This is a genomic window from Levilactobacillus acidifarinae DSM 19394 = JCM 15949, from assembly GCF_001434835.1.
Lineage (GTDB): Bacteria > Bacillota > Bacilli > Lactobacillales > Lactobacillaceae > Levilactobacillus > Levilactobacillus acidifarinae.
The window spans coordinates 245,844-266,514 of sequence record NZ_AZDV01000026.1 but is presented as its reverse complement, the minus strand read 5'-3'; the positions used below and the strand labels follow the sequence as shown (position 1 = coordinate 266,514).

23 protein-coding genes are annotated in these 20,671 nt (G+C 48.4%); 4 read left to right on the top strand and 19 right to left on the bottom strand.

Annotated features, from left to right (window positions below; translation table 11 throughout):
- The gene (locus tag FD25_RS08945) at positions 1–2,361 is read left to right on the top strand and encodes a transglycosylase domain-containing protein (RefSeq protein WP_057803423.1); all 2,361 of its coding nucleotides are present in this window, start codon (positions 1–3) and stop codon (positions 2,359–2,361) included.
- Between the two features lie 167 nt (positions 2,362–2,528).
- Here the strand turns inward: FD25_RS08945 and FD25_RS08940 are convergent, their stop codons facing one another.
- From FD25_RS08940 to FD25_RS08890, 11 genes are all read right to left on the bottom strand, one after another.
- Positions 2,529–3,176 (bottom strand): NAD(P)H-binding protein, encoded by a 648-nt coding sequence (locus FD25_RS08940; protein ID WP_057803421.1) that lies wholly within the window; start codon positions 3,174–3,176, stop codon positions 2,529–2,531.
- A 30-nt stretch (positions 3,177–3,206) separates the two neighbouring features.
- On the bottom strand, positions 3,207–4,058 hold the full coding sequence (locus tag FD25_RS08935; protein WP_057803419.1) for an aldo/keto reductase: 852 nt from the start codon (positions 4,056–4,058) through the stop codon (positions 3,207–3,209).
- Positions 4,059–4,076: 18 nt separating this feature from the next.
- Complete coding sequence (locus FD25_RS08930; protein WP_057803417.1) at positions 4,077–4,928, bottom strand: aldo/keto reductase; 852 nt, start codon at positions 4,926–4,928, stop codon at positions 4,077–4,079.
- A 79-nt stretch (positions 4,929–5,007) separates the two neighbouring features.
- On the bottom strand, positions 5,008–5,568 hold the full coding sequence (locus tag FD25_RS08925) for a TMEM175 family protein (protein WP_057803415.1): 561 nt from the start codon (positions 5,566–5,568) through the stop codon (positions 5,008–5,010).
- Positions 5,569–5,654: 86 nt separating this feature from the next.
- Complete coding sequence (locus FD25_RS08920; RefSeq protein WP_083484127.1) at positions 5,655–6,137, bottom strand: flavodoxin; 483 nt, start codon at positions 6,135–6,137, stop codon at positions 5,655–5,657.
- Positions 6,138–6,349: 212 nt separating this feature from the next.
- Positions 6,350–7,021: a flavodoxin gene (locus FD25_RS08915; protein ID WP_146999876.1), complete on the bottom strand. Its 672-nt coding sequence runs from the start codon at positions 7,019–7,021 to the stop codon at positions 6,350–6,352.
- Between the two features lie 152 nt (positions 7,022–7,173).
- The gene (locus FD25_RS08910; RefSeq protein ID WP_057803411.1) at positions 7,174–7,563 is read right to left on the bottom strand and encodes a MerR family transcriptional regulator; all 390 of its coding nucleotides are present in this window, start codon (positions 7,561–7,563) and stop codon (positions 7,174–7,176) included.
- A gap of 136 nt (positions 7,564–7,699) precedes the next feature.
- Complete coding sequence (locus FD25_RS08905; protein ID WP_057803410.1) at positions 7,700–8,536, bottom strand: aldo/keto reductase; 837 nt, start codon at positions 8,534–8,536, stop codon at positions 7,700–7,702.
- 25 nt (positions 8,537–8,561) lie between these two features.
- Positions 8,562–9,548 carry an aldo/keto reductase gene (locus tag FD25_RS08900; protein ID WP_057803408.1) on the bottom strand — a complete coding sequence of 329 codons (987 nt, stop codon included), beginning with the start codon at positions 9,546–9,548 and terminating at the stop codon, positions 8,562–8,564.
- 584 nt (positions 9,549–10,132) lie between these two features.
- Positions 10,133–11,158, bottom strand: a complete 1,026-nt coding sequence (locus FD25_RS08895) for an alpha/beta hydrolase (RefSeq protein WP_057803405.1) — start codon at positions 11,156–11,158, stop codon at positions 10,133–10,135.
- Between the two features lie 112 nt (positions 11,159–11,270).
- Complete coding sequence (locus FD25_RS08890) at positions 11,271–11,876, bottom strand: flavodoxin (RefSeq protein ID WP_162256270.1); 606 nt, start codon at positions 11,874–11,876, stop codon at positions 11,271–11,273.
- A 149-nt stretch (positions 11,877–12,025) separates the two neighbouring features.
- On the opposite strand from FD25_RS08890, the gene FD25_RS08885 reads away from it, so the two are divergent.
- A complete protein-coding gene (locus FD25_RS08885; protein WP_083484126.1) occupies positions 12,026–12,484 on the top strand; it encodes a MerR family transcriptional regulator in 459 nt (152 codons plus the stop codon).
- Positions 12,485–12,617: 133 nt separating this feature from the next.
- On the opposite strand, the gene FD25_RS08880 is transcribed toward FD25_RS08885, so the two are convergent.
- Complete coding sequence (locus tag FD25_RS08880) at positions 12,618–13,304, bottom strand: transmembrane-type terpene cyclase (protein ID WP_057803399.1); 687 nt, start codon at positions 13,302–13,304, stop codon at positions 12,618–12,620.
- Positions 13,305–13,408: 104 nt separating this feature from the next.
- Between FD25_RS08880 and FD25_RS08875 the strand changes: the two genes are divergently transcribed.
- Positions 13,409–13,924, top strand: a complete 516-nt coding sequence (locus FD25_RS08875; protein ID WP_057803396.1) for a TetR/AcrR family transcriptional regulator — start codon at positions 13,409–13,411, stop codon at positions 13,922–13,924.
- A 236-nt stretch (positions 13,925–14,160) separates the two neighbouring features.
- On the opposite strand, the gene FD25_RS08870 is transcribed toward FD25_RS08875, so the two are convergent.
- The 7 genes from FD25_RS08870 to FD25_RS08845 form a co-directional block, all read right to left on the bottom strand.
- Positions 14,161–14,451: a hypothetical protein gene (locus tag FD25_RS08870; RefSeq protein ID WP_057803394.1), complete on the bottom strand. Its 291-nt coding sequence runs from the start codon at positions 14,449–14,451 to the stop codon at positions 14,161–14,163.
- Between the two features lie 20 nt (positions 14,452–14,471).
- Positions 14,472–15,821, bottom strand: coding sequence for a dihydrolipoyl dehydrogenase family protein (locus tag FD25_RS08865; RefSeq protein ID WP_057803392.1), 1,350 nt, complete (start codon positions 15,819–15,821; stop codon positions 14,472–14,474).
- A gap of 42 nt (positions 15,822–15,863) precedes the next feature.
- Positions 15,864–15,989, bottom strand: coding sequence for a hypothetical protein (locus FD25_RS14410; protein ID WP_263862319.1), 126 nt, complete (start codon positions 15,987–15,989; stop codon positions 15,864–15,866).
- Positions 15,986–16,639, bottom strand: coding sequence for a DsbA family oxidoreductase (locus FD25_RS08860; RefSeq protein ID WP_057803390.1), 654 nt, complete (start codon positions 16,637–16,639; stop codon positions 15,986–15,988). The genes FD25_RS14410 and FD25_RS08860 overlap by 4 nt, the downstream gene beginning before the upstream one ends.
- 197 nt (positions 16,640–16,836) lie before the next feature.
- The gene (locus FD25_RS08855; RefSeq protein ID WP_307725063.1) at positions 16,837–17,502 is read right to left on the bottom strand and encodes an ArsR/SmtB family transcription factor; all 666 of its coding nucleotides are present in this window, start codon (positions 17,500–17,502) and stop codon (positions 16,837–16,839) included.
- 220 nt (positions 17,503–17,722) lie between these two features.
- Positions 17,723–18,409, bottom strand: a complete 687-nt coding sequence (locus FD25_RS08850) for a DUF4811 domain-containing protein (protein ID WP_057803388.1) — start codon at positions 18,407–18,409, stop codon at positions 17,723–17,725.
- Positions 18,406–19,914 carry a DHA2 family efflux MFS transporter permease subunit gene (locus FD25_RS08845; RefSeq protein WP_057803386.1) on the bottom strand — a complete coding sequence of 503 codons (1,509 nt, stop codon included), beginning with the start codon at positions 19,912–19,914 and terminating at the stop codon, positions 18,406–18,408. The genes FD25_RS08850 and FD25_RS08845 overlap by 4 nt, the downstream gene beginning before the upstream one ends.
- A 163-nt stretch (positions 19,915–20,077) precedes the next feature.
- On the opposite strand from FD25_RS08845, the gene FD25_RS08840 reads away from it, so the two are divergent.
- On the top strand, positions 20,078–20,668 hold the full coding sequence (locus FD25_RS08840) for a TetR/AcrR family transcriptional regulator (RefSeq protein ID WP_057803384.1): 591 nt from the start codon (positions 20,078–20,080) through the stop codon (positions 20,666–20,668).
- The last annotated feature ends 3 nt before the right edge of the window (positions 20,669–20,671 follow it).

Sequence of the window (20,671 nt, the reverse complement as noted above, 5' to 3'; positions counted from 1 at the left end):
ATGTCTAGTCACAATGAACCGCGGGAAACCCGCATGAGCCGGCATGCCGATGAACGGCAACAGGCAGAAGCGGGCCCGCAAAAACCCCGTCGCGGCGGGTGGCGCACCTTTCGTCGCGTCTTGTACGTCTTGGTCGCCGTGCTGGTCTTAGGCCTGCTCGCCGGGGCGGGACTGTTCTTCTACTACGCGCAAAGCGCCCCGAAGATCACCAAAAGTGCCCTATCTAGTGACGCCTCGACGCGGGTCTACGACGCCGACGGGAAAGTGATTTCCCGGCTGGGGGCCCAAAACCGGACCTACGTCACGGCCAAGAATATTCCAATTCTGTTAGCCAAGGCCGTTATTTCTACCGAAGACAAGCGTTTCTATAAGAACAATGGGGTCGATCCCGTGCGGATCTTAGGGGCCGCCTTCGCCAACATCACCGGCTCGTCGTTGGGGATGCAAGGTGGGAGTACCTTGACGCAACAGCTGGTCAAGCTGTCGGTCTTCTCGACCGCCGCGTCCGATCGGACCCTGAAACGTAAGGCCCAAGAAGCCTGGTTGGCCTTAAAGGTCGACCACGACTACTCGAAGCCCCAGATTCTGGAATACTACATTAACAAGGTCTACATGGGTAACGGGGTCTACGGGATGCAGACGGCCGCCCAGTACTACTACGGCAAGAAACTGACCGACCTCAACTTAGCCCAACTGGCGCAACTCGCCGGGATGCCGCAGTCGCCGGTCAGCTACGACCCGATCAAGTACCCGCAATACGCCAAGCAACGCCGGAATCTGGTGTTACAATCCATGGCTAAGAGTAAGGTCATTACCAGTGAACAGGCCCAACAGGCGCAGGCCACCAGCATTTCTAGCGGTCTGGTCAAGGACCACTCGTTGACCAGTGCCACCAGCGTCCACACCACCAAGGTGGTCGACGCCTACCTGAAACAGGTTTACCAGGAACTGAAGGATAAGGGTTACAACACCACGACCGGTGGCTTGAAAGTCTACACCAACCTGGACATGGGCGCCCAAACGAAGCTGTACAACATCGTCAACACCAACAACTACGTCAACTTCCCGTCCAGCAAGTTCCAGGTCGGTTCCACGATTGTCAACCCGAATAACGGGAAAGTCGTCGCCATGATTGGGGGCCGGAAGACCGGTAACGTTACCTTCGGGTTGAACCGCGCCGTGCAAACCGACCGTTCCAGTGCCTCGACCGCCAAGCCGTTAATGGACTACGGGCCAGCCATCGAGTACCTCTACTACCCGACCTACGAACCCGTCAAGGATAGTGCCTTTACCTACCCGGGCACCACCAAGAGTTTGTACGACTGGGACCGGAAGTACCAAGGCACCATCACCATGCGCAAGGCGTTGTACGAATCCCGGAACATTCCGGCCGTACGGACCTTACAAAACGTCGGCATCAAGAAGGCCACGACTTTCTTGAGTGGTTTAGGGATGTCGTTTGACAAGACGTTGACCCTGCAAAACGGGATTGGGCTGTACATCTCCTCCGAACAAGAAGCCGCGGCCTACGCCGCCTTCGCCAACGGTGGGACCTACTACAAGCCGTACCTGGTTTCCAAGGTGGTCACCCAAGACGGCAAGGCGCACAACTACACGTCTTCCGGGAAGAAGGCCATGTCCAGTGCGACCGCCTTCATGTTGACCGACATGATGAAGGACGTCATCACCAACGAAAATGGGTCGGGTCGTTCCGCCGCCATCTCCGGGCTGTACCAAGCCGGCAAGACCGGGACGGACTCCTACCCGGACGATTACGCCGACAAGGTGCCGGATGGCGCCACGATGGACTCCTGGTTCACCGGGTACACCAAGAACTACGCGGTATCTGTCTGGACCGGTTACGATAAGCAGTTCCAGACCGGCCACTACGTCAGTGAGAGTGAGACGTCGATCGCTCAGGAAATTTACAAGTACGAAATGAGTTACCTGGCGCAACAGAGTCCTAACTCCAACTGGACGGCCCCAAGTACCGTTACCGAGACCAAGCAAAACGGCAACACCGAGTACTACGTGACCGGTCACGCCGGCACGGTCTCCGATACCACGTCGACCAGTCAGTACGGCTCGACCAACACCACTAGTTCATCGGCCTACAGCAGTAACGGTCAGGCCACGACGAATTCGAGTTCGCGGGCCACGACCAGCACGACCGAATCCAGTACGTCCAAGGAATCTTCCAGTACGGAACAAAAACCGACTGGTGGTAACGGCAACGACGACACTGATAGTAGTACCACGTCATCAACCACGACCACGTCATCGGCTAGTTCGACCAGTACCGCTAACAGTACCAGCGATACCAACAATCACACCAGCGCCGCGGACGATGCGGCCAGCTAAATCAGATTTAATGAACCGGATCACCCTGACGCCCTTACGGCGAATCGGGATGGTCCGGTTTTTAGTCGTCCTAAAGTGCCAGTCTCTTTATCCCTAGATTTTTCCGTCAAAAATGGCGTCACCAAGTCTAATTACTCGGTGACGCCATTTACCACTGATTCTAAATTTTAGTAAACCGGACGCGTCTTCCCTTGGGTATCTGCATCCGCAATCCCGACACTATCGTTCTTCAGGTAATCCGGATCGGCAATAATCTTCACAATCACGTCCGCCATACTTTGTCGTGAGCCGGAAACGCCCACATACTGTTCATCCTTATGCGTAATCGAGTACTTGACTTCGTCCCGGTCATTCAACCACGGGAACCGTAACGTCGTGTAGTCCAGTCCAGATTCTGCCAAGAGTTTATCGGCATTGATTGACGCTGGTAACCCACTCTTGACCATGCTGTAGTTCCACCGACCATATTCACCCGGAACTTCATTGTAGAGCCCTAGTAAGCTCGATTCAACGACCCGGGTCACGTGGTTGGCTTGCATCGCTTTGACCACGTTTTTCGTAATCACGTTATCCGCGGTATGGTCAACGAAGGCCACGTAAACCAAGTCTTGCCCCTTCATAGCGGCGTTAACGGCATCGTAATCCGCTAAATCACCATCCACCAAGGTCACACGATCATTGGTTCCCAGGTTGCTTAACCGGTTACTGTTTCGCAAAAAGAGGGTCAAAGCCACATCGGGTTGTTCCTTTAAGACTCGTTCTTCAACGATTTGAGCAATTTGCCCATTGGCGCCTAAAATTAACACGTTTTTCATTTTCAAAAGTCCTCCTAGATTGATGAATTCTTATTTCTCAGACGCGAAGTCTAATTGCATCGTCGCGTACCGTTCTTCGTTCGCGGCACTCGGCGTGTAATACCGAATGTTTTTCTTCACACTGGCGATGCGTTGCATATCCTCATCCGTTAAGGTGAAGTCAAAAATATCATGATTGGCCTGAATGTGCGCCGCATTTGTCGATCCCGGAATCACCACAAACCCCATCTGAGTGTGCCACCGCAAAATAATTTGGGCGTTGGACTTATGATACTTTTGGGCCAGTTCCGTAAAGATGGACTCGTTAACCAGATTCTTGTCCCCGTGACCTAATGGGAACCAGGCCATTAATCGCGTGCCAAACGGCGCCACCATCTGCCGCACGGCGTCTTGCGTAAAGTACGGATGAGCCTCGGCCTGAATGACTTGGGGCTTAATTTCGGCATGTTCCAACAGGTCTTCTAGTTTTTGACCCTCGAAGTTAGAAATCCCGATGGCTTTCACCTTGCCGTCACGGTAAGCCTGTTCCAACTGACGGTACCCCGCTAAATAGTCTCCTGCCGGTTGATGAAGGAACATGAGGTCCACGTAATCCGTCCCTAATCGTTGTAACGTATCGTCTACCGCATGGTCGTCCGTGTAGACCGTTGGCCAAAGCTTGGAACTTAAGAAGATATCTTCGCGCTTCACGCCCGAAGCCTGCATCCCCCGACCAACACCCGTTTCATTGAGGTAGGCATTGGCCGTATCAATCAAGCGGTAGCCGGCAGCTAAAGCATCGATGACCGCCTGCTGTGCCTGGTCAGCGGACATTTGAAACGTCCCAATTCCAATCGCTGGGATTTTAACATCGTTATTTAAGTCAAACGTCATTTCTGTCATAATTTATTACCTCCGTAATTAAACATCCAAGCGACGGCCGGCCATCCACTTAATCATCTTGGGGTCGGCATGGGAGAAGAATTGACTCGCACCATCGTTCAGGGTCGCAATTGCTGCCTTATCTTCGTCGCTTAATTCAAAGTCAAAGATATCCAGGTTTTGGTGCATCCGTTCTGGCTTGACCGACTTAGCCAAGACTACAATGTCTTGTTCGATGACCCACCGTAAGATGACCTGGGCAACGGACTTTCCGTACTTCGCCCCAATCTTAGTCAGAATTGGATTCGTGAAAATATCGTTCTTTCCTTCCGCAAAGGGTGCCCAGGCTTCGATTGCCATGCCTTCATCGTGGAGTGCCACAATGTTGGCCGTCTGCTGCTGGAAAGGATTAATTTCAATTTGATTGATTTGTGGCGTCACGTCGTTAAATTCGGCCAGGTTGACCGCCTGTTCAACGCTGAAGTTCGATACGCCAATGGCTCGAATCTTTCCTTGCGCTTGTAATTCTTCCATGGCGCGCCAAGCACCAAACGTATCATTGTAGGGCTGGTGCAGTAATAACAAATCAACGTAATCCAGGCCCAAACGATCTAATGAACGCTGGAATGAGCTCATGACCCCGTCATAACTCGTGTTTTCGACCCAAATCTTGGTCGTGACAAACAATTCCTTGCGGTCGACGCCGGACGTCGCAATTCCCCGGCCGACCGCTTCTTCGTTCATGTAGCTTTGGGCCGTGTCGATGTGCCGGTATCCAGCTTGAATGGCATCCCGGACGGCCTTTTCAGCTTCTTGTGCGTCTGTCATTTGAAAAGTCCCAAACCCTAGTACGGGAACCTCAACACCGTTATTTAATTTAATCGTCTTCATAATTTGTTTCCTCCTTCAATTCATGATTCATCATAAACCTTGAAGTGAACTCCATAGCAAGTCTTAAATTCAAAAACTTTTAATTTTTGGCCAAACTCAAGCCTAACGTTAAACTGGCAATAAAAATCGAATAGATCATTGCCTGCGGATAAACGGTCACCGCTAATGCCAGACCGACAAACTTGATACCTAAGTCCAACATCACGACAGACGTTGGTGTTCGGTAGAGTAGTCCAAACTTAGCCTTGGGATTTAGTCGTCCCAGATTAAGCGAAAGAACCACGTTTAACAGAGAGATGGCGATAATAATCAACCCATAGAGTGCCTGTGCCGTGGCGTTATTAAAATTGTCGGCCACTAAACTGGTCGTGTAGGGAAACAGTGAGGCAAAAAATAGGAGCACTAACGTCAGTAATACCGTCCCCATATTAATCTGCCGGACCGCCTGCCAACTATTATGGTGTGAGACCCACATCAACCCAATCCAGAAAAAGGAAAGGGCGTACGCAAAGAAGCTCGCGTGTAACGCCCACAATCCCGCCCAACTGACCGGATCTGGTTTACTCAAATCCAAAACCAGAATGGTCATAATTATCGCTAGAATCGCGTCTTCAAAGGCCGTTAACCGTTCATTATTCATCAAATAGTCCTCCCAATCATTTGGTTAGTTTAATTATAATTCATTCCTAAACTAAGACGATTAGAGGTGGCTCGGACCCTTAACTTTTAGACTAATTTATGAGCTTGCAGGAACTGGGTCACCTGAGCCGCACTTCCTTGATAACGGAAGCCGTCTACTAATTTGGTTGCTGAATACGGCCGAAGTAGTTCTTTAAACGTTGGCATGGCCTCATCGATTGACGAACTCATACTCGTCATGAAGGGCACGACCGTTTTACCCGTAAAGTCTAAGCCATCAAATAACGTATGGATAATCATTGGCGGTTGCCCCCACCACGTCGGATACCCCACAAAGATTGTCGAATAATCCTTAAAATTGCTGAACGCTTCTAAGTTCATCGCCGGACGAATCTGCTGGTCCATTTCCCGTTGCCCGCGTTTGGTTAACTCACTATAGGCTTGCGGGTAGGCCTCTTGGGGCTGAATCTCGATTAGGTCCGCGCCCGTGGCTTGTTGTAAAGCCCGGGCAGCCCGAGCCGTTGTCCCAGACGCCGTAAAATAAACGATTAATTGCTTTGGTTCAGTCATTTTATCCAATCCTTTCAGTTACTTAATCATTGACGCTCATTTTGAGTCGTGACCGCTTTGAAATAACTGAGGCGCCACCGCCTCGAACTGCCGTCTAACTAATTCTGGTGACTCGACCAACCGTCGACTTCATTGACTCTGGTTGCTTTCTTTGCATCAAGCCCACCCCACTAATCATCAATATCCCCACGATTAAGGCGACGTTGCCCCAATTACGCCATCGCTTCAACGTGGTTAGCCCAAGTCGCCACTTGCTGAGTTCCCTGATCTGCACGGTTACCATCAATCACCAATGGTCGGGTATAGCGATTGTTCCGGGCACCTTGTCCCCGCAGAATCGCTTGGATACGTTCCACGCTATCGCCCTGCCCATAGCCGCCTTCAGTCATGAATGGCGCAATCAGTTTGCCAGTCAATTGCCGCCCATAGGTGGTTAAAAATTCCGTCATCGGGTGCGACAACGTCATCGCCCAGATGGGATAACCTAAATAGATGGTGGTGTATTGCGCCAAGTCAGGCACTCGGAGGGCCAATTCCGGATAATCTTCCGTCTCCCGTTCGGTGTTAGCCCGCCGGAGCGTTTCTAAATAATTACCGGAATAGGGCCTTTTTACCACCAGTTCTAGCACATCCGCCTGAGTCGCCGCAGCAAGTTGACTAGCCACCAGCTCAGTGCTGCCCGAACGCGAAAAGTAAATAATCAGTTGCTTTGCTGTGGGGGTTAATTGCCAGGTGGGTTGGTGCTGCTGGTTCGTATCGGCCCCATCGGAAGGGGTCCCATAACCGTGCTGCCACTCCCTAGCCGACCTGCCAAGCTGGAACGCCTTGATGGGCTGACCAGCCAGTTGGGTGACCTTTTTCTGCGATTCTTGTGATGCTTTCATTCGCTTAACCCCTTTCATTCGTTGCTCGTTACCTTCCTATAGCCATAACAATCACTGGTTTTTCGCCACTAACTAGCGAAAATCGGATTCAGCCGCCCTAAGTTAAGTGAAAGAACCACAGAATAACCAGACATAGAAATGCGCTAAAGACACTACTTGTCATCTAATGCTAATTTTTCTTTTTCATAGTTCAAAGTATGATCTTCGAAGTGATCGATTTTAAACTGGAGATAATTTACGGTCTTTTGAAGTTGGGCAACTTGTTCCAGCATAGCATCACGTTGGTCTACTAAGAGACTTTTTCGGACGTCATTCGAAGCATTACCCTCACGATATAATTTCACGAACTCAATCAATGATTCAATTGACATACCGCCATTTCGTAAAACCTGAATATAATAAACCCAATTAAGATCTCGCTCTGAGTAGTCCCGATAGCCACTAGCATTACGCTTAATCTCGGGTAATAGACCTATTCGTTCCCAGTAACGTAAAGTATCTTTAGAAACGTTAAATTCTTTACTGACACCATTAATGTTCATACTGACCCTCTTATTCCTATTTATTATTGTTTCTTTAGTGCTTATCAACGATTTAAAGAATAAAGCCTCGATTGGCACTTCTAGGTGATGCTTTTTTGTAAGAAATATTTTCCATTTAAATTATACGGTTAAATCACTATGACATAGCCATTTGTACGATTTCCGGATTATCATATCCTGCCCACATAGATTTATTTTCATCCAGTTTACGAATAGTATTCATTTCTTCCTCTGTGAGTGCAAAGTCAAAAATATCAATATTTTCTTTCATTCTTTCCAGCTTCATGCTCTTAGGAATAACGACTATACCTCGCTGAATATTAAAACGAAGTGCAATCTGAACAGGGGTTTTATGATGCTTGTCTGCAATTTCTTTTACATCATGATTTTTCATTATTTCCACGATTCTACGTTGAGACAATGGCCCCCAAGCCTCGTGTTGAATCCCTATCTTATTCATCCATTGATGTAAAAAGTTTTGTTGAAAGAATAGATGTGTTTCCACCTGATTAATAACCGGCTTAATCTCATTAAACGCTGTTATATCAGCCATTCTCTCGGCGGAAAAGTTTGAAATTCCAATGGCTTTTATTTTTCCTTCTTTATATAAATCCTCCATAGCATGATAAGCAGAATAGTAGTCACCGAGTGGTTGATGGATTAATACCAGATCCAAATAGTTAGTTTTTAGTTTTTTCATAGACTCTAAGATAGAGGCTCTTGCTTTATTGTAGCTATGTTCTGTTACCCAAACCTTAGTAGTAAGAAATATATCTTCTCTAGGCACATCTGTTTCTTGTAAAGCCATTCCGACTTCTTCTTCATTATCATAAGCTTGTGCCGTGTCAATCAATCTGTAACCGGCTTTGAGTGCATTTAGAACTACCTGTTTACATTCACTTTTTTTAATTTCAAAGACACCAAACCCAACCAAGGGCATTTTCGTGCCATTATTTAATGTTACAGTTTCCATGATTTTTGTCCTCATCTCTTTTAGTTTATAAGCCCGCTCGTTTAGCAAGTTCCGGTGTATAGCGATTACCCATAATCTGCACTTGATCAGCAGCCACAGTGATATTTTTCATTTCTGCTGGGCTGAACACTATTTTTTCAGCACCCATATTTTCTTGTAATCTTGATAATTTAGTAGTACCAGGAATGGGAACAATCCACGGCTGTTGCGCCAATAACCAGGCCAACGCAACTTGTGCAGGTGTTGCCTGCTTACTTTCAGCAACCTGCTGCAATAGGTGTACCAAGGCCATATTTGCTTCCATAGCATCCTTTTGAAAACGAGGTAACTTGTTACGACCATCGTTTTTGTCAAAAGTCGTATTGGCATCAATCTTTCCAGTTAAAAATCCTTTTCCTAATGGGCTAAAAGGTACCAAGCCGATACCCAGTTCCTCTAGAGTAGGAATCAACTCTCTTTCAGGTTCGCGAGTCCATAGCGAATATTCACTTTCAACGGCTGTTAGCGGCTGAATCGCATTGGCCTTACGAATCGTTTGAACACCAGCTTCTGATAGTCCCCAGTGTCTAATTTTCCCAGCTTTAATTAATTGGCCCATCGTTTCCACGACTTCTTCAATCGGCACATTTGGATCAACTCGATGTAGGTAATACATATCGATAGCATCAACCTGCAACCGGTCTAGTGACCCTTCAACCGATGCTACTAGGTCATGTGGCTCACCATCTACTACCTGCTTACCGTCAACAATCTTGATCCCACCCTTAGTCGCAATAGTAACTTGGTCATGATAGGTCTTGAGAGCTTTGCCTAATAACCGTTCGTTCGTAAAAGGCCCGTAGACCTCGGCTGTGTCAAACGTTGTTTCGCCTAACTCTACAGCTTGTTGTAACAACCGAATCATATCCGCTTCGCTTTTCGGTTCACCATAGGCAAAGCTCATACCCATACACCCCAGACCAATGGCATCGACAGTCAGTGGACTTGCACTACCTAATGTTCTTTTATTCATAAATACCCGTCCTTTCAGGTGTTCCTGATAAACAACGATCTCCAAATGAGCATCTATCGCTAGTAATAGTTTTCAGTATAATCCGCCTTTTAATAAATCGGTTGATTCTCCTCTTGGGTTCTAGAATCAGCCATACCAATGCTTGTGCGACTATATCTCGATGACTCAGCGATAATTTGTAAAATAACATCTGCAATACTTTGCTGCGAACTAGAAACGCCGACATATGCCACATTCTTACCCGACACTTAATAATAATCGCTTAGCCGTAAGGCTCCAGGAGTTTATAGTAAATGTTTTGAGACAACTACAGGTTTCACTCCATGACTAATCATTTCAGCATTCCAACGACTAAATTAGTATTTTGGCCATCGGAAGCTGCGCCACATCCTTTAGATGATCTCATATTCAGTCTAATCGACTCCTTTTTGCTTTAATCAATAACGAAACTATAAACCTTGAAGTTCACTTCAGTGCAAGTGTTAAATCTAATTTTTTAAAATAATATTGATAAAAAAGGAGCTCGGTTACCCACCGGCCCCCTGAATTAATTTTCGTAATTCCTCCCTAACATTTATTCAGGACTAAAGACGCGTACTGAGCCAATCAAGCAACTTGGCGACTTCTTGCTTCACGTATTCTGGCTTCCAATACGTTTCAATGTGTTGGGCACCTTCAATCAAGAATAATTCCCGGTCGTTAGTTCCCGTTGCGTTGGCGTAAGCTTTTTCGGTCAAGTAGAACGTATCAGCCGTCTTTCCTGCCATCATGAGCAGTGGCACGTTAATCAGATCCATGTTTTCGGAAGCGTCAAACGTCATCAGGTTCAAGAAACTACTCCGGGTGTAGACAAAGGAAGATTTCGGGTGGGCGTGCGTCTGAGCGTAGTACGTATACCCGTCCCGGTAGAGTGCGTAAGGTAATTTAGCGGCATCTTCCGGGGCCATTTGCTTTAAGTCAGGGGTGTATTCAACCTCTTCACCCCGAACTTCCTTTTCCCGGGCATCCGAAGCGGCTTGCAACCGTTCTTGAATCGTGTTGACTTCGGAATCCATAAAACCATTCCGCCGAACTAACCCAGAGTTAAAGGCCGATAGGGTTGCCACAACCTTAAAGCGCTTGTCAGTTTGGCCAGCACGCAACGTGTAACCACCACCGCCACAGATTCCGAAGGCCCCCATCCGATCGTAATCGACCCCCGGGAAGAGGGATAAGGCATCGGCCATCCCATGAATATCTTCTACCCGGTAAGCTGGGTTATCCACCATCCGGGGTTGGCCTTCCGACCCACCCTGATATGAGGCATCGGCGGTAATCGCGATGTAGCCGTTTTCGGCAAGCTTCTGGGCGAACAAACCAGCCACCTGCTCCTTCACTCCACCATTGGGATGTGCCACCGTTAAGGCTGGATAGGTCTTTTTCGGATCGTAATTGGCGGGCGTGTAAACGTTGGCTGCAATCTTTAATCCGTTTAATACGTAATTGATGGGATGAATGTTGACTTCACCAGGTTTATTCTCCGTAATAGCGTCTTGGTAGACTAACCCCCACGGATTATCGTTAACCTTTGGGAGTTGCTTAATGTCAGCTGGTTCTAATTTCATCGTCATGTTTTTATTTCTCCTTTACGTTGCTAAGTTTAGTTGACAAACTTTGATAACGGTCTCATGATACGTCTTAAAGTCGACTTGAACCCAAACGATAAGTCTTGATGACCGTTATTTATTTGGTCAGGTGATGTTGTTTTAAATAGTTGGTGATGCTTTGCTCGTCATTAGCCCGGAAGCCGTTTTGTAACGTCAATCCCTTGTGCGCACTCATTTTCTTCAGGTACGGCCGGTTCGTGGCCATCGGGGAACTCATGCTGGTGGTAAAGGGTACAATCGTCTTTCCCTTCAGTCGGTAAGTTTCAAAAAAACTATTGATGAACATCGGTGGCCGATGATACCACGTCGGAAAGCCCAGAAAAATCGTTTGGTACTTCTTAACGTTCAACTTGTTTAAAATCTTGGGATGGATGTTGCGGTCAATCTGCCGTTTCGCTACCACGGTCAATTGATCGTAATCACTGGGATAATTAGGCGATACCCGCAATTTCACCATGTTGGCACCCGTTTTTTGTTGAATCTGCTTCGCCGCCGTTGCGGTGGTTCCTGAATTTGAGTAATAAACGATTAACGCTTTCTTGGTTAAATGGCTGGTTGACCGAATAGCTGAATGACCAGTTGTCGTTGTACGTGCCTGACTTGCCGCTTGTTGTGACCAGAAACCATAACCCAGTCCGCCAATAACCACAACCGCTAAAATTCCTAAAGACCATTTTTTCATCATTGTCACGCCTTTCTGCTGTCTTGAACAAGGGTCATGTTAAACTATGGAGTTCACTTCAAGGCAAGAACTTTGTTGAAAAAAGTTTTCATTTCATTTTCAACTCCCGTATAATAAAGTCAAAATTTATTAGAAATGGGCTAGAGCAGATGCTTTCAATTAAAGAAGTCGCTAAGACAATGAACCTCTCCACGTCAACCATTCGCTACTACGATAGTATGAAGTTACTACCCGACGTTCAACGAGACGCCAATAATCACCGCATCTTTAGCCAGGAAGATGTCCTGTGGATTCGGATGGTCACCACGCTTCGCGAGATGAAGATGCCCATCCACTGTATCCGCAAATACGTTCAATTATCCAAGTTAGGTAAGTCGACGATTCCGCAACGCATGGCCATCATGTCGGCCCATCAAGAACGCCTGCTGCGTGAGCTGAATCAAGCCCAAATGCGCTATACCATGGCCAACCGCTGGGTCAATCATTACGTTCAGGTTCAGCTAAATTCTCAGCTAGATGCGTTTCCTCGAAACGTTAACCAAGACTTCCCACAGGCCATTAAGAAGGGCTTCGATCTTAGCCTGACAACCGATTCCAGTTACAAATAAGGCCTATTCAAGTTGTCTAGCGCTTTTAGTTAAAAATACGTATCCCATATAACCATAAAAAACGGCGCCTCCCAACCTCAGCATTAGGGGGGTGCCGTTTAAGATTAAAATGACACTGCTTACCACCCTACTTCTACAATCGCTTCCACGGGTTGAGGCCTTTGGATTGTAACTCACGATAAATCGCCACCAGATACCACGTGTCACAAATAAACGTCAGGGCATAGATAATGGCCATGAAGCCGGTTGGGTCGCTGACCACCGTGACAATGCCGACCGTCAACGGTGTACCAATCCATTTGGCGCAGGCAATGGTAAAGGATTGCCCCTTGATTGGATTACCTTCATTTTTTCTCTGATAGAATTGCACGAGAAACAAAATACTCATCACCATATTTTGAACAATTGCGATCAATTTACCAACACTAAAGGTATTATGGGCAACCTGAGGTAGTCCTATGAAATACTTTGCTCCTAACAGCATGATGCCAAACGAAGCCAAGATACCCAAGAAAAACATCACGTAAAAGATAACTCGGTTAATGCCAAACCCCTTTTGATACACTTGGGGACCATATTTGAGCATCGTGATAACAATCAGGACGTCAAGAATCATCCAAACCGTATTAATCACGACCAAGGCAAGTATGCTTTTCGGCGGATAAATTAGTGAGAAAATCACTTCCCAGGCAAAATTTAACACTAGTGCCCCTAGTGGCATCCCCGGCGTCTTATCCTTGAATCCACGATAAGCTAATCCGATATATGCAATTGTCCAAGCCAAGCCGCTAATTAATGGGGCGTTCTCTAGAAAGTTCAACGTAATCACTCCTTTTTTAGTTAAGGCTTAGTATATGGATCGAGACCAAATGATTAAAATAAGCGTGACAACTTCCCCAATTATTGTCACAAGGAGCCTGCTCAATGGAAAAGTCCGACAAAAACACACTGCTCTTTAAAGCGCTCGCCAGCCTTTCGCAAAAGAAACCTTTTCATGACATTTCAATCTCAGTCCTCTGTCAGCAGGCCGGCGTTTCCCGGATGTACTTTTACCGGCACTTTAACACCCTAGATGAGATTATTGCCCAGCACATCAACGACGATTTCAGACGCTTTGTGCGACTTATTGATCATCGCCGTATCAAGAATTCGGCAATATTTATTGAAACGTTTCTTCAAGTTCTAGAGCCTGACTTACCCGAATTAGCTATTTTCCTCAAAAATGACCGGGCAAACTTAATTCAGACAATTTTTCAAAATGATTTAGCTGAATTGATTAAAGTTGACACCCTGCCATTTCCTAAAGTCCATAATCCCTATTGGCAGGTCTACGTTGCGGGCGGACTTACGCGAGTTTTAGTAACGTGGTTTGAGCAAGCGCATCCGGAATCGCCTAAACAGATGGGACAATTAATTACTCAAATCGTCAATAAGCCCTAGTTGCCTACTCTCGTCCGGTGACTCTAGTGACTTGGGATTGCCCCCTCGTAGCGATTATCGGCAGCCGGCTGCAAGATCACCATTGCCGGCGGGACAGAACAGGAAAATTTCTGCGGATAAATAAAACGACTCACCCCACTAGCCACCGGGCTAAATGAGATGAGTCGTTTTGTTCTATACTACTACGCCATTAAATCCGCTTGGTCCGGGCACCAATACCGTTGGGTGGTGCCCCATTAGGCCACTTGGTAAATCTTCACTTCCGGGTCTTGGGTCCACAAGGGTTGTAACCCCTTGAATACGTGGTTCGCAAACAGGTCACTCTGCAGGTAGGCCTGAGCATGCGCCAGGCTATCAAACCCGTGCAAGACCTGAACATCGTCATCCCGAACTAACAGGTCCTTACTCAACGCGCCCGCAATCGTCTGTAGGAACGGTTGCTTGTACCGCGTATAAACGTCCGCCGCCGCTTGGCGGTTAGCTTCATCAATCGTCATCGTAATTTGTAAATAAGCTTTAATCATCAGAAAGCACTCCTTAACTTAAATTATTGAATCATACCCCGTAACTTGTAGGCACTCGCCGGGAAGATCGGTAAATAACGCTGGTCAAAATCTGCCCGCCGGAGCTTGAGCCCGATCAGATGGACAAAATTATCCACATCGTCCGCGGCGCTTTGACTCACTTCGGAAATTCCAACTAACTGCTGAGTTTGGTCAAAGACCAACGTGAGTTGCGCGTTTTCATCGGCCGTCCCGGCGTAGAAGAAATCATCTCCGGCCAAATGCGGATATTCCACGACTTGATAGGCCGGATCTTGGCGGGCCGTCGCAATTGACATCCCCGCCTGAGCCACTTGTGGGTAGGTAAAGGCCGCCGTCGCAATCACCGGATACTGAATTGCTGCCGTGGTGGTCTTTTGCAGGTACTGACTTAGATATTCCCCTTCAAATTGAGCCGTTGACGTTAACTTCGGCGCCACTTGGGGCGCCTTGCTGACCACGTCACCCGCCGCATAGATGCCCGCTACGGTCGTTTGCAGGTGCTGATCCACCAAAATTCCACCGCGATCAACCTGGACGCCTACCTGTTCCAGATTAAGCTGCGCCACGTTGGGTACCCGGCCACTCGCATCCACGACTAGGTCGGTCGTGACGGTGAGGCCTTGCTTCGTCGTTACCTGATATTGCGCTCCTGTGCGCTGCACCTGATCTACTTGCTGGTTAAAGTGAAACCGAATCCCTTGCTGGGTCATTTCTTTTACCACAATTTGCACGTCGGGCGCATTAAACGCTGTCAACGGCCGCTCGGCGTATTCGATGACGTCCACCTGTGCTCCGGCGGCATTTAAGATTACCGCTAGTTCCATGCTCACAAAGCCCCCGCCGATGAAGGTTACCCGTTGTGGCAACTGATCCAGGTTAAAGACTTCGTTGCTGCTAATCGTTAAATCGCTTCCCGTAATGGGAAGTTTGTTGGGGACTTGGCCGGTGGCAATGACGATGTGCTCCGCCTGTAACCGCCGTCCGTCAACGGCCACGGTATGTTGGTCGATAAACTTTGCCGTTCCCTGAATGGTCGTAATCCCGCTAGCTTGATAATTCTTAATGGCCTTATCCGGGTACGCCCCAAATAACACCTTTTTGCGGGCCATTAACGTTGGCCAATCCAGCGTGGCTGGTGTCGCCAGCCCCTTACCCTGTAATCGACGCGAGGTTAACACGGTCGCCACCGCACCTTCTAAGAAAATTTTGGGCTCGCAACCGACATTCGGGCAAACGCCCCCGAAGTTTCCTTGATCAATCATGGCAATTTTACGTTGACTACCCTGCATCCCCTGGCTAAACATAAACGCGGCCGGGCCGCTCCCAATGATGATATCATCGAACTTTTCCATCTGAACTCCTTTTCCGGTAACGAGCATGCCATTACCTAACAATTAGTGGTTTGTCGTAGTTTGTTGGTGCGAGGCCAGATCACAGCCCGCCGGACCACACGAGGGACCGGCACTAGCTGCGCCTAACGTTTCAAGTTCTGGAACCTGGTGCTCAGTCATTTGGGTCATTTCGCCACCGCCTTGTCCTGAATTTGTTTTAAAGCCGCCACCATCGTCGCATAGGGCTGGGCCCCCGAGAGACCATAATGATGATTAATCACAAAAAATGGTGCTCCTTGAATCCCTAACTGATGCGCTTCGTGCTCGTCATCGCGCACCGCTTGTGCAAACCGATTGGTTTCTAACGTCGCTTGGACCTGGTCGGCGGGTAAGCCCGCTTGGATTGCAGTGGCCCGTAGCACGTCCAGATCCGCGATGGACAGATGTTGGCTAAAGTAGACTTGGTATAGGGCGTCAATCACCCGCTCAACCAGCTTAGCGTTATTAAAGGTGGCCGCTAACTTGATCAACCGGTGAGCGTCCAACGTATTGGTGGGGATGGCGTGTTGTAAATCCACGTTCAGCCCGTCGCTAGCCCCCATCTGAGAAATCTGCTGTATCTGCTGTTCGGCCTGTGCCGTGGTCATTCCGTGACCGTGGGCAAAATTTTCCACCATCGTTTGCTGCGTAGTCGTTGGTAACATGGGATCTAACTGAAAGGCCTTTAATTTTAAGAGCGTCGTCGCCGCTAAACCCAGTTCGCGCAACGCTCGTTTCATGCGCGTTGACCCAATGTAACAAAACGGACAGGCAATGTCTGACCAATACTCAATTTCCATTTCGTAACCCCCTCGGATGATCGTTTCTGCCGATGACCGGTTGCCGGTCAACTGGTCAAATTAATTAGTTTTATCTATTCAACTAATCAATTGAATAGTTAGATATTAGCATACTCTCCTGAATTGTCAATTTTAAAGTTCCTGCCCGACAAAAAAATCCCGCCGTACCAACGCTGGTGCAGCGGGATCACTGTGTTTTAAGACGGTTGTTGGTTAAATTGCCGCCAATCGTAGTAGCTTTCGTTTAGGCTATAAGCGTGGCGGCCGTGCTCGTTTAATAACCGCGTCGCTTGATTCGTAAAGGCACAGAGGTGGCCCCGACAGTAGACAATAATATCTTTGGTGGGTGCTAACTCATCCAACCGGTCGGCGAGTTCCTCAATCGGTACGTTAAGCGCCCCGGGGATGTGCCCCGCCGCGTATTCCTCGGTCGGGCGAACGTCCAACAATTGCACGTCGTCACGGTTTAACAGTTTGGTGGCAGCCGGGAGGTCTAGGGTCTGAACCTGTTCACTCGCATCAAAGTTGCGTTGAATTTGTTTCATTGCAAGTAATTGCGTCTCGCCCACGTCTCGTAACAGATAAAAAAGGTGTTCGACCTGCGCGGACGCCAATTCATAAACCACATAATTACCCCGTTTTTCCCGACTCACCAGGTTCGCTTCGCGTAGCGTTTGGAGGTGCCGGGAAGTGTTAGCCACACTCATCTCGGCTTGCTGGGCCAGTGATTCGACCGTTTTGGGACTCTGCGATAGCAGATCTAACAATTCCAAGCGTCGATCACTAGACAGACTTTTGCCAATCTTGGCCAGTTCCGCGTATAAGCTCGTTTTGTAGGTCGTTGCCGCTTGATCCATTGCCATTAAAATTCCCCCTTAACTCAATTGCCGGCAAATAATCAATCAAGTAATTGAATAGCTTAATTTTAATGGTATTTGCCGCTTTGTCAACTAAAATGAACGTCCTGGTTGGTTACGATTGACCCCATTACTTGATTGGGCTTTGGGCGATTTAACCAGACAACCTTGTTTAGATTACCCGATCCATCTTCAGCGCCTCCCTGCCTTTCTAAGCGTTATTGATTTATTTCAACACTTGTTTAATCTGTTTAACCGCTAACTTTGCTCGTTGTTCTTGAGACATTGACTGTATCGCCGCCTGTTGAGCAGCGCTGGCGGTCGTGGTCGCCTTCGCCTCCGTCTGCAAAGCCTTTTTCAACGTCTTCATCTGGTCTGGAGATAAGACAACCCACGTTTTCCGTGGAACCTTGACGAGTCGCTTCTGGCGAACCAACTCACCCGCTTGGTCCCCCACGTTTAGCCAACGTTTGGCCGTCGCGTTTCGCCATTGCCACCGAACCGTCGTCGTTTGCACCGTTGCCTGCGTCGCTGCGCTTGCTTGATAGGTCGCCCGTTTCTTAACCATGGTCGTCACCGACTGACGGTTCGGCACAAAGTGGGGCGTGGCCTTCCCCGCGGCGTGATCGCTATAAACCAAGACGTAGTTATCGGATTGTGTTCCCAATGGCTTGGCGATTACGACCCCGGCCGCCGATCGCTTGCCGGTGGCGGAATAGATTCGTTGGGTCGTCACCGTAGTGACCTGGTGCATCCCGTAATGGGTCGTAAAGTTCAGCGTTAAGATCGTGGTGGCACCAATCAAGGCCACGGTGGTCGCAAGGCCCAATACGGCACGGACGACTTTCTGCTTAATTAACGTCCACGCTAACGTCACCGCGACAATTAGACTAAAGATCGCATAAATAATCATGAATTAGCCCCCACTTTCTTAGCTCGTTTAAAGAACAGCGCCACCACTAGCCCAATCACAGCAAAGGCTAGGCCGACACTAAACGCTACCTGGAACCCCTGCATCGACGCGTCTAAACTCTTAGCGGCGTACTTCAGGGGATCCACCGTACTCAGTTGATGGTGGGGTTTATTCGTATTAATCACGTTTTGCGTGACCGAGGTTAAAACGGCCACGCCCACGGAGGACGCTAACTGACGGGCCGTATTGTTTACCGCCGTGCCATCAGTGGTTTGAGCTTGGGGTAAGGCATCCATCGCCGCCGTCGTTAACGGCATCAGCGCCAACGCCACCCCAATCATGCGAACCGTATACATCAAAGTAATCACGATGGCGGGCGTTGAGGTCGTCAGAAACGCAAAGGGAATCGTGCCGGCAATTAGCACCACAAACGCCGCGATTGCCAGCCGTTTAATCCCCGCCTTGGCGTACAGAAGTCCGGCAATCGGCGACAGGATGCCCACGAACAGGGCTCCTGGTAGTAAGGTCAGGCCGGAATCGAGTGCCGTCATACCATGCACGTTTTGCAGGTAAGTCGGTAACATCATTTCAACACCCATCATGGCCATCATGGCCATAATGGTAGTGATCGTGGTGATGGTAAAGTTCCACGATTTAAAAACCCGTAAATCCAAGAAAGGATGGGGAATCGTCAATTGACGCCAAGTAAACAACCCAATAATCAGCAAGCCAGTAACAATTGGCGCATCCACCGACCATAAGTCGCCCCATCCGTCCGTTGAGACGTTGGTAAACCCGAGGAGAAACAGGCCGAACCCGAAGCTAGATAAGATCAGTGACAGACTGTCCAGGTGAATGGTCGCTTCGGTGGGAATAACGTCGCGCATGATAAACGGAGTTAGCACTAGCACGATGATCAACACCACCATCGGAATATAAAAGATGGTCTGCCAGGAGGCCGCTAAGGTCAGCCCCATAAAATGATGGGATTGATCTAGAATCCACCCCGTTAACGTCGGACCGATGGCGGGCGACATTCCCACCACAAGCCCCATCAACCCCATCGCAAGGCTCCGTTCATTCGCTGAGAAAATGTTTAAAATCGTGATCTGCAACAGTGGCATCAAAATCCCCACGGCTGCGGCCGCAATCACTCGGCCGATGACGAACATGGTCCACATCGCATGTTTTTCGGGGGTAAACGCCGTGAGGCAAATTCCACCGAGTAGCAGGCAATAGGTCACCAAAGTCAGATGCTTAGTCGGAAATCGCTTCACCAAATAAGCCGAGACCGGCACCATGATGGCTAATGCCAATAAAAACCAAGTGGTGGCCTGTTGAGCCGTATTTAGATCAATCTCAAACTTCTTCATCAGTGTCGGCAATGCCGTTCCCAGGGTTGATTGCATCAGGGAACCCGCTAAGGTGGCGAGAAGCATTAAAATAAATAATAACCAACGATTATAGCCGTTACCGTGGACGTCCACGGGCCGCGTGTGTGTCATAAAAGTCCTTCTCTCTTAAGTGATGGGTTTAGTTTTATCAGTTTGCGCGACTAATGGCTAGGCCGGTTTAAGCTATAATGTTCGAAATCGAACACACCGACCTAAATCAACCGATTTTTGCTCCCTAATCTGCTATAATTGCCCCTAAAAGGACGGGATTATCGTGAACTACTTCCATAAAACGGACTATACGAATCAACAGATTCAAACCGCCTTATTAACGCTAATCGAACAAAAACCATTCGAGCAGATTAGCGTCAACGATATCATCGGCGTGGTGCATTGCGCCCGTAGTACTTTTTACCGCTATTACGATGACAAGTACGACCTCTTGCAAACGATTGAAGGCCAACTGCTCAAGAAGATTGAGCACCAACGGCAACGGGTCACCCCGTTAACCACGACGGACCAGCATTTCATTCAAACATCATTAGAATCCGGCTTGCAGTACTTCCAAGAAAATTTCAAGGAGTTCCACGCCCTACTGGGACCCAACGGCGATCACCAGTTTGAAAATCAACTGGAAGTGGGCTTTGATCAGCGCTACGCCCAGGTCATTACCGCCACCGGTGTGAATTACGAACTCATCCGGGTTTCCATCACCGCCATGTCCCTCCAGATGTTAAAATATTGGTTATTTAATCCCGAAAAGATTTCAACGACCGAAATTGCCACCGTGATGACCCAAATTATGGCGGAGGGCCCGTTAAATTATCTCCAGCGATTATCTAATCAAACGACGCCGGATGTCTGAGGC

What these genes read in the sequence shown, in the direction of transcription:
- FD25_RS08935 (WP_057803419.1), bottom strand. Translation starts at nt 4,058, where the DNA reads ATGACAGAAATGACGTTTGACTTAAATAACGATGTTAAAATCCCAGCG.
- FD25_RS08945 (WP_057803423.1), top strand. Translation starts at nt 1, where the DNA reads ATGTCTAGTCACAATGAACCGCGGGAAACCCGCATGAGCCGGCATGCC.
- FD25_RS08860 (WP_057803390.1), bottom strand. Translation starts at nt 16,639, where the DNA reads ATGGAAATTGAGTATTGGTCAGACATTGCCTGTCCGTTTTGTTACATT.
- FD25_RS14410 (WP_263862319.1), bottom strand. Translation starts at nt 15,989, where the DNA reads ATGACCCAAATGACTGAGCACCAGGTTCCAGAACTTGAAACGTTAGGC.
- FD25_RS08920 (WP_083484127.1), bottom strand. Translation starts at nt 6,137, where the DNA reads ATGACTGAACCAAAGCAATTAATCGTTTATTTTACGGCGTCTGGGACA.
- FD25_RS08930 (WP_057803417.1), bottom strand. Translation starts at nt 4,928, where the DNA reads ATGAAGACGATTAAATTAAATAACGGTGTTGAGGTTCCCGTACTAGGG.
- FD25_RS08890 (WP_162256270.1), bottom strand. Translation starts at nt 11,876, where the DNA reads ATGAAAAAATGGTCTTTAGGAATTTTAGCGGTTGTGGTTATTGGCGGA.
- FD25_RS08915 (WP_146999876.1), bottom strand. Translation starts at nt 7,021, where the DNA reads ATGAAAGCATCACAAGAATCGCAGAAAAAGGTCACCCAACTGGCTGGT.
- FD25_RS08850 (WP_057803388.1), bottom strand. Translation starts at nt 18,409, where the DNA reads ATGATTATTTATGCGATCTTTAGTCTAATTGTCGCGGTGACGTTAGCG.
- FD25_RS08910 (WP_057803411.1), bottom strand. Translation starts at nt 7,563, where the DNA reads ATGAACATTAATGGTGTCAGTAAAGAATTTAACGTTTCTAAAGATACT.
- FD25_RS08885 (WP_083484126.1), top strand. Translation starts at nt 12,026, where the DNA reads ATGCTTTCAATTAAAGAAGTCGCTAAGACAATGAACCTCTCCACGTCA.
- FD25_RS08865 (WP_057803392.1), bottom strand. Translation starts at nt 15,821, where the DNA reads ATGGAAAAGTTCGATGATATCATCATTGGGAGCGGCCCGGCCGCGTTT.
- FD25_RS08925 (WP_057803415.1), bottom strand. Translation starts at nt 5,568, where the DNA reads ATGAATAATGAACGGTTAACGGCCTTTGAAGACGCGATTCTAGCGATA.
- FD25_RS08855 (WP_307725063.1), bottom strand. Translation starts at nt 17,502, where the DNA reads ATGGCAATGGATCAAGCGGCAACGACCTACAAAACGAGCTTATACGCG.
- FD25_RS08875 (WP_057803396.1), top strand. Translation starts at nt 13,409, where the DNA reads ATGGAAAAGTCCGACAAAAACACACTGCTCTTTAAAGCGCTCGCCAGC.
- FD25_RS08845 (WP_057803386.1), bottom strand. Translation starts at nt 19,914, where the DNA reads ATGACACACACGCGGCCCGTGGACGTCCACGGTAACGGCTATAATCGT.
- FD25_RS08905 (WP_057803410.1), bottom strand. Translation starts at nt 8,536, where the DNA reads ATGGAAACTGTAACATTAAATAATGGCACGAAAATGCCCTTGGTTGGG.
- FD25_RS08940 (WP_057803421.1), bottom strand. Translation starts at nt 3,176, where the DNA reads ATGAAAAACGTGTTAATTTTAGGCGCCAATGGGCAAATTGCTCAAATC.
- FD25_RS08895 (WP_057803405.1), bottom strand. Translation starts at nt 11,158, where the DNA reads ATGACGATGAAATTAGAACCAGCTGACATTAAGCAACTCCCAAAGGTT.
- FD25_RS08900 (WP_057803408.1), bottom strand. Translation starts at nt 9,548, where the DNA reads ATGAATAAAAGAACATTAGGTAGTGCAAGTCCACTGACTGTCGATGCC.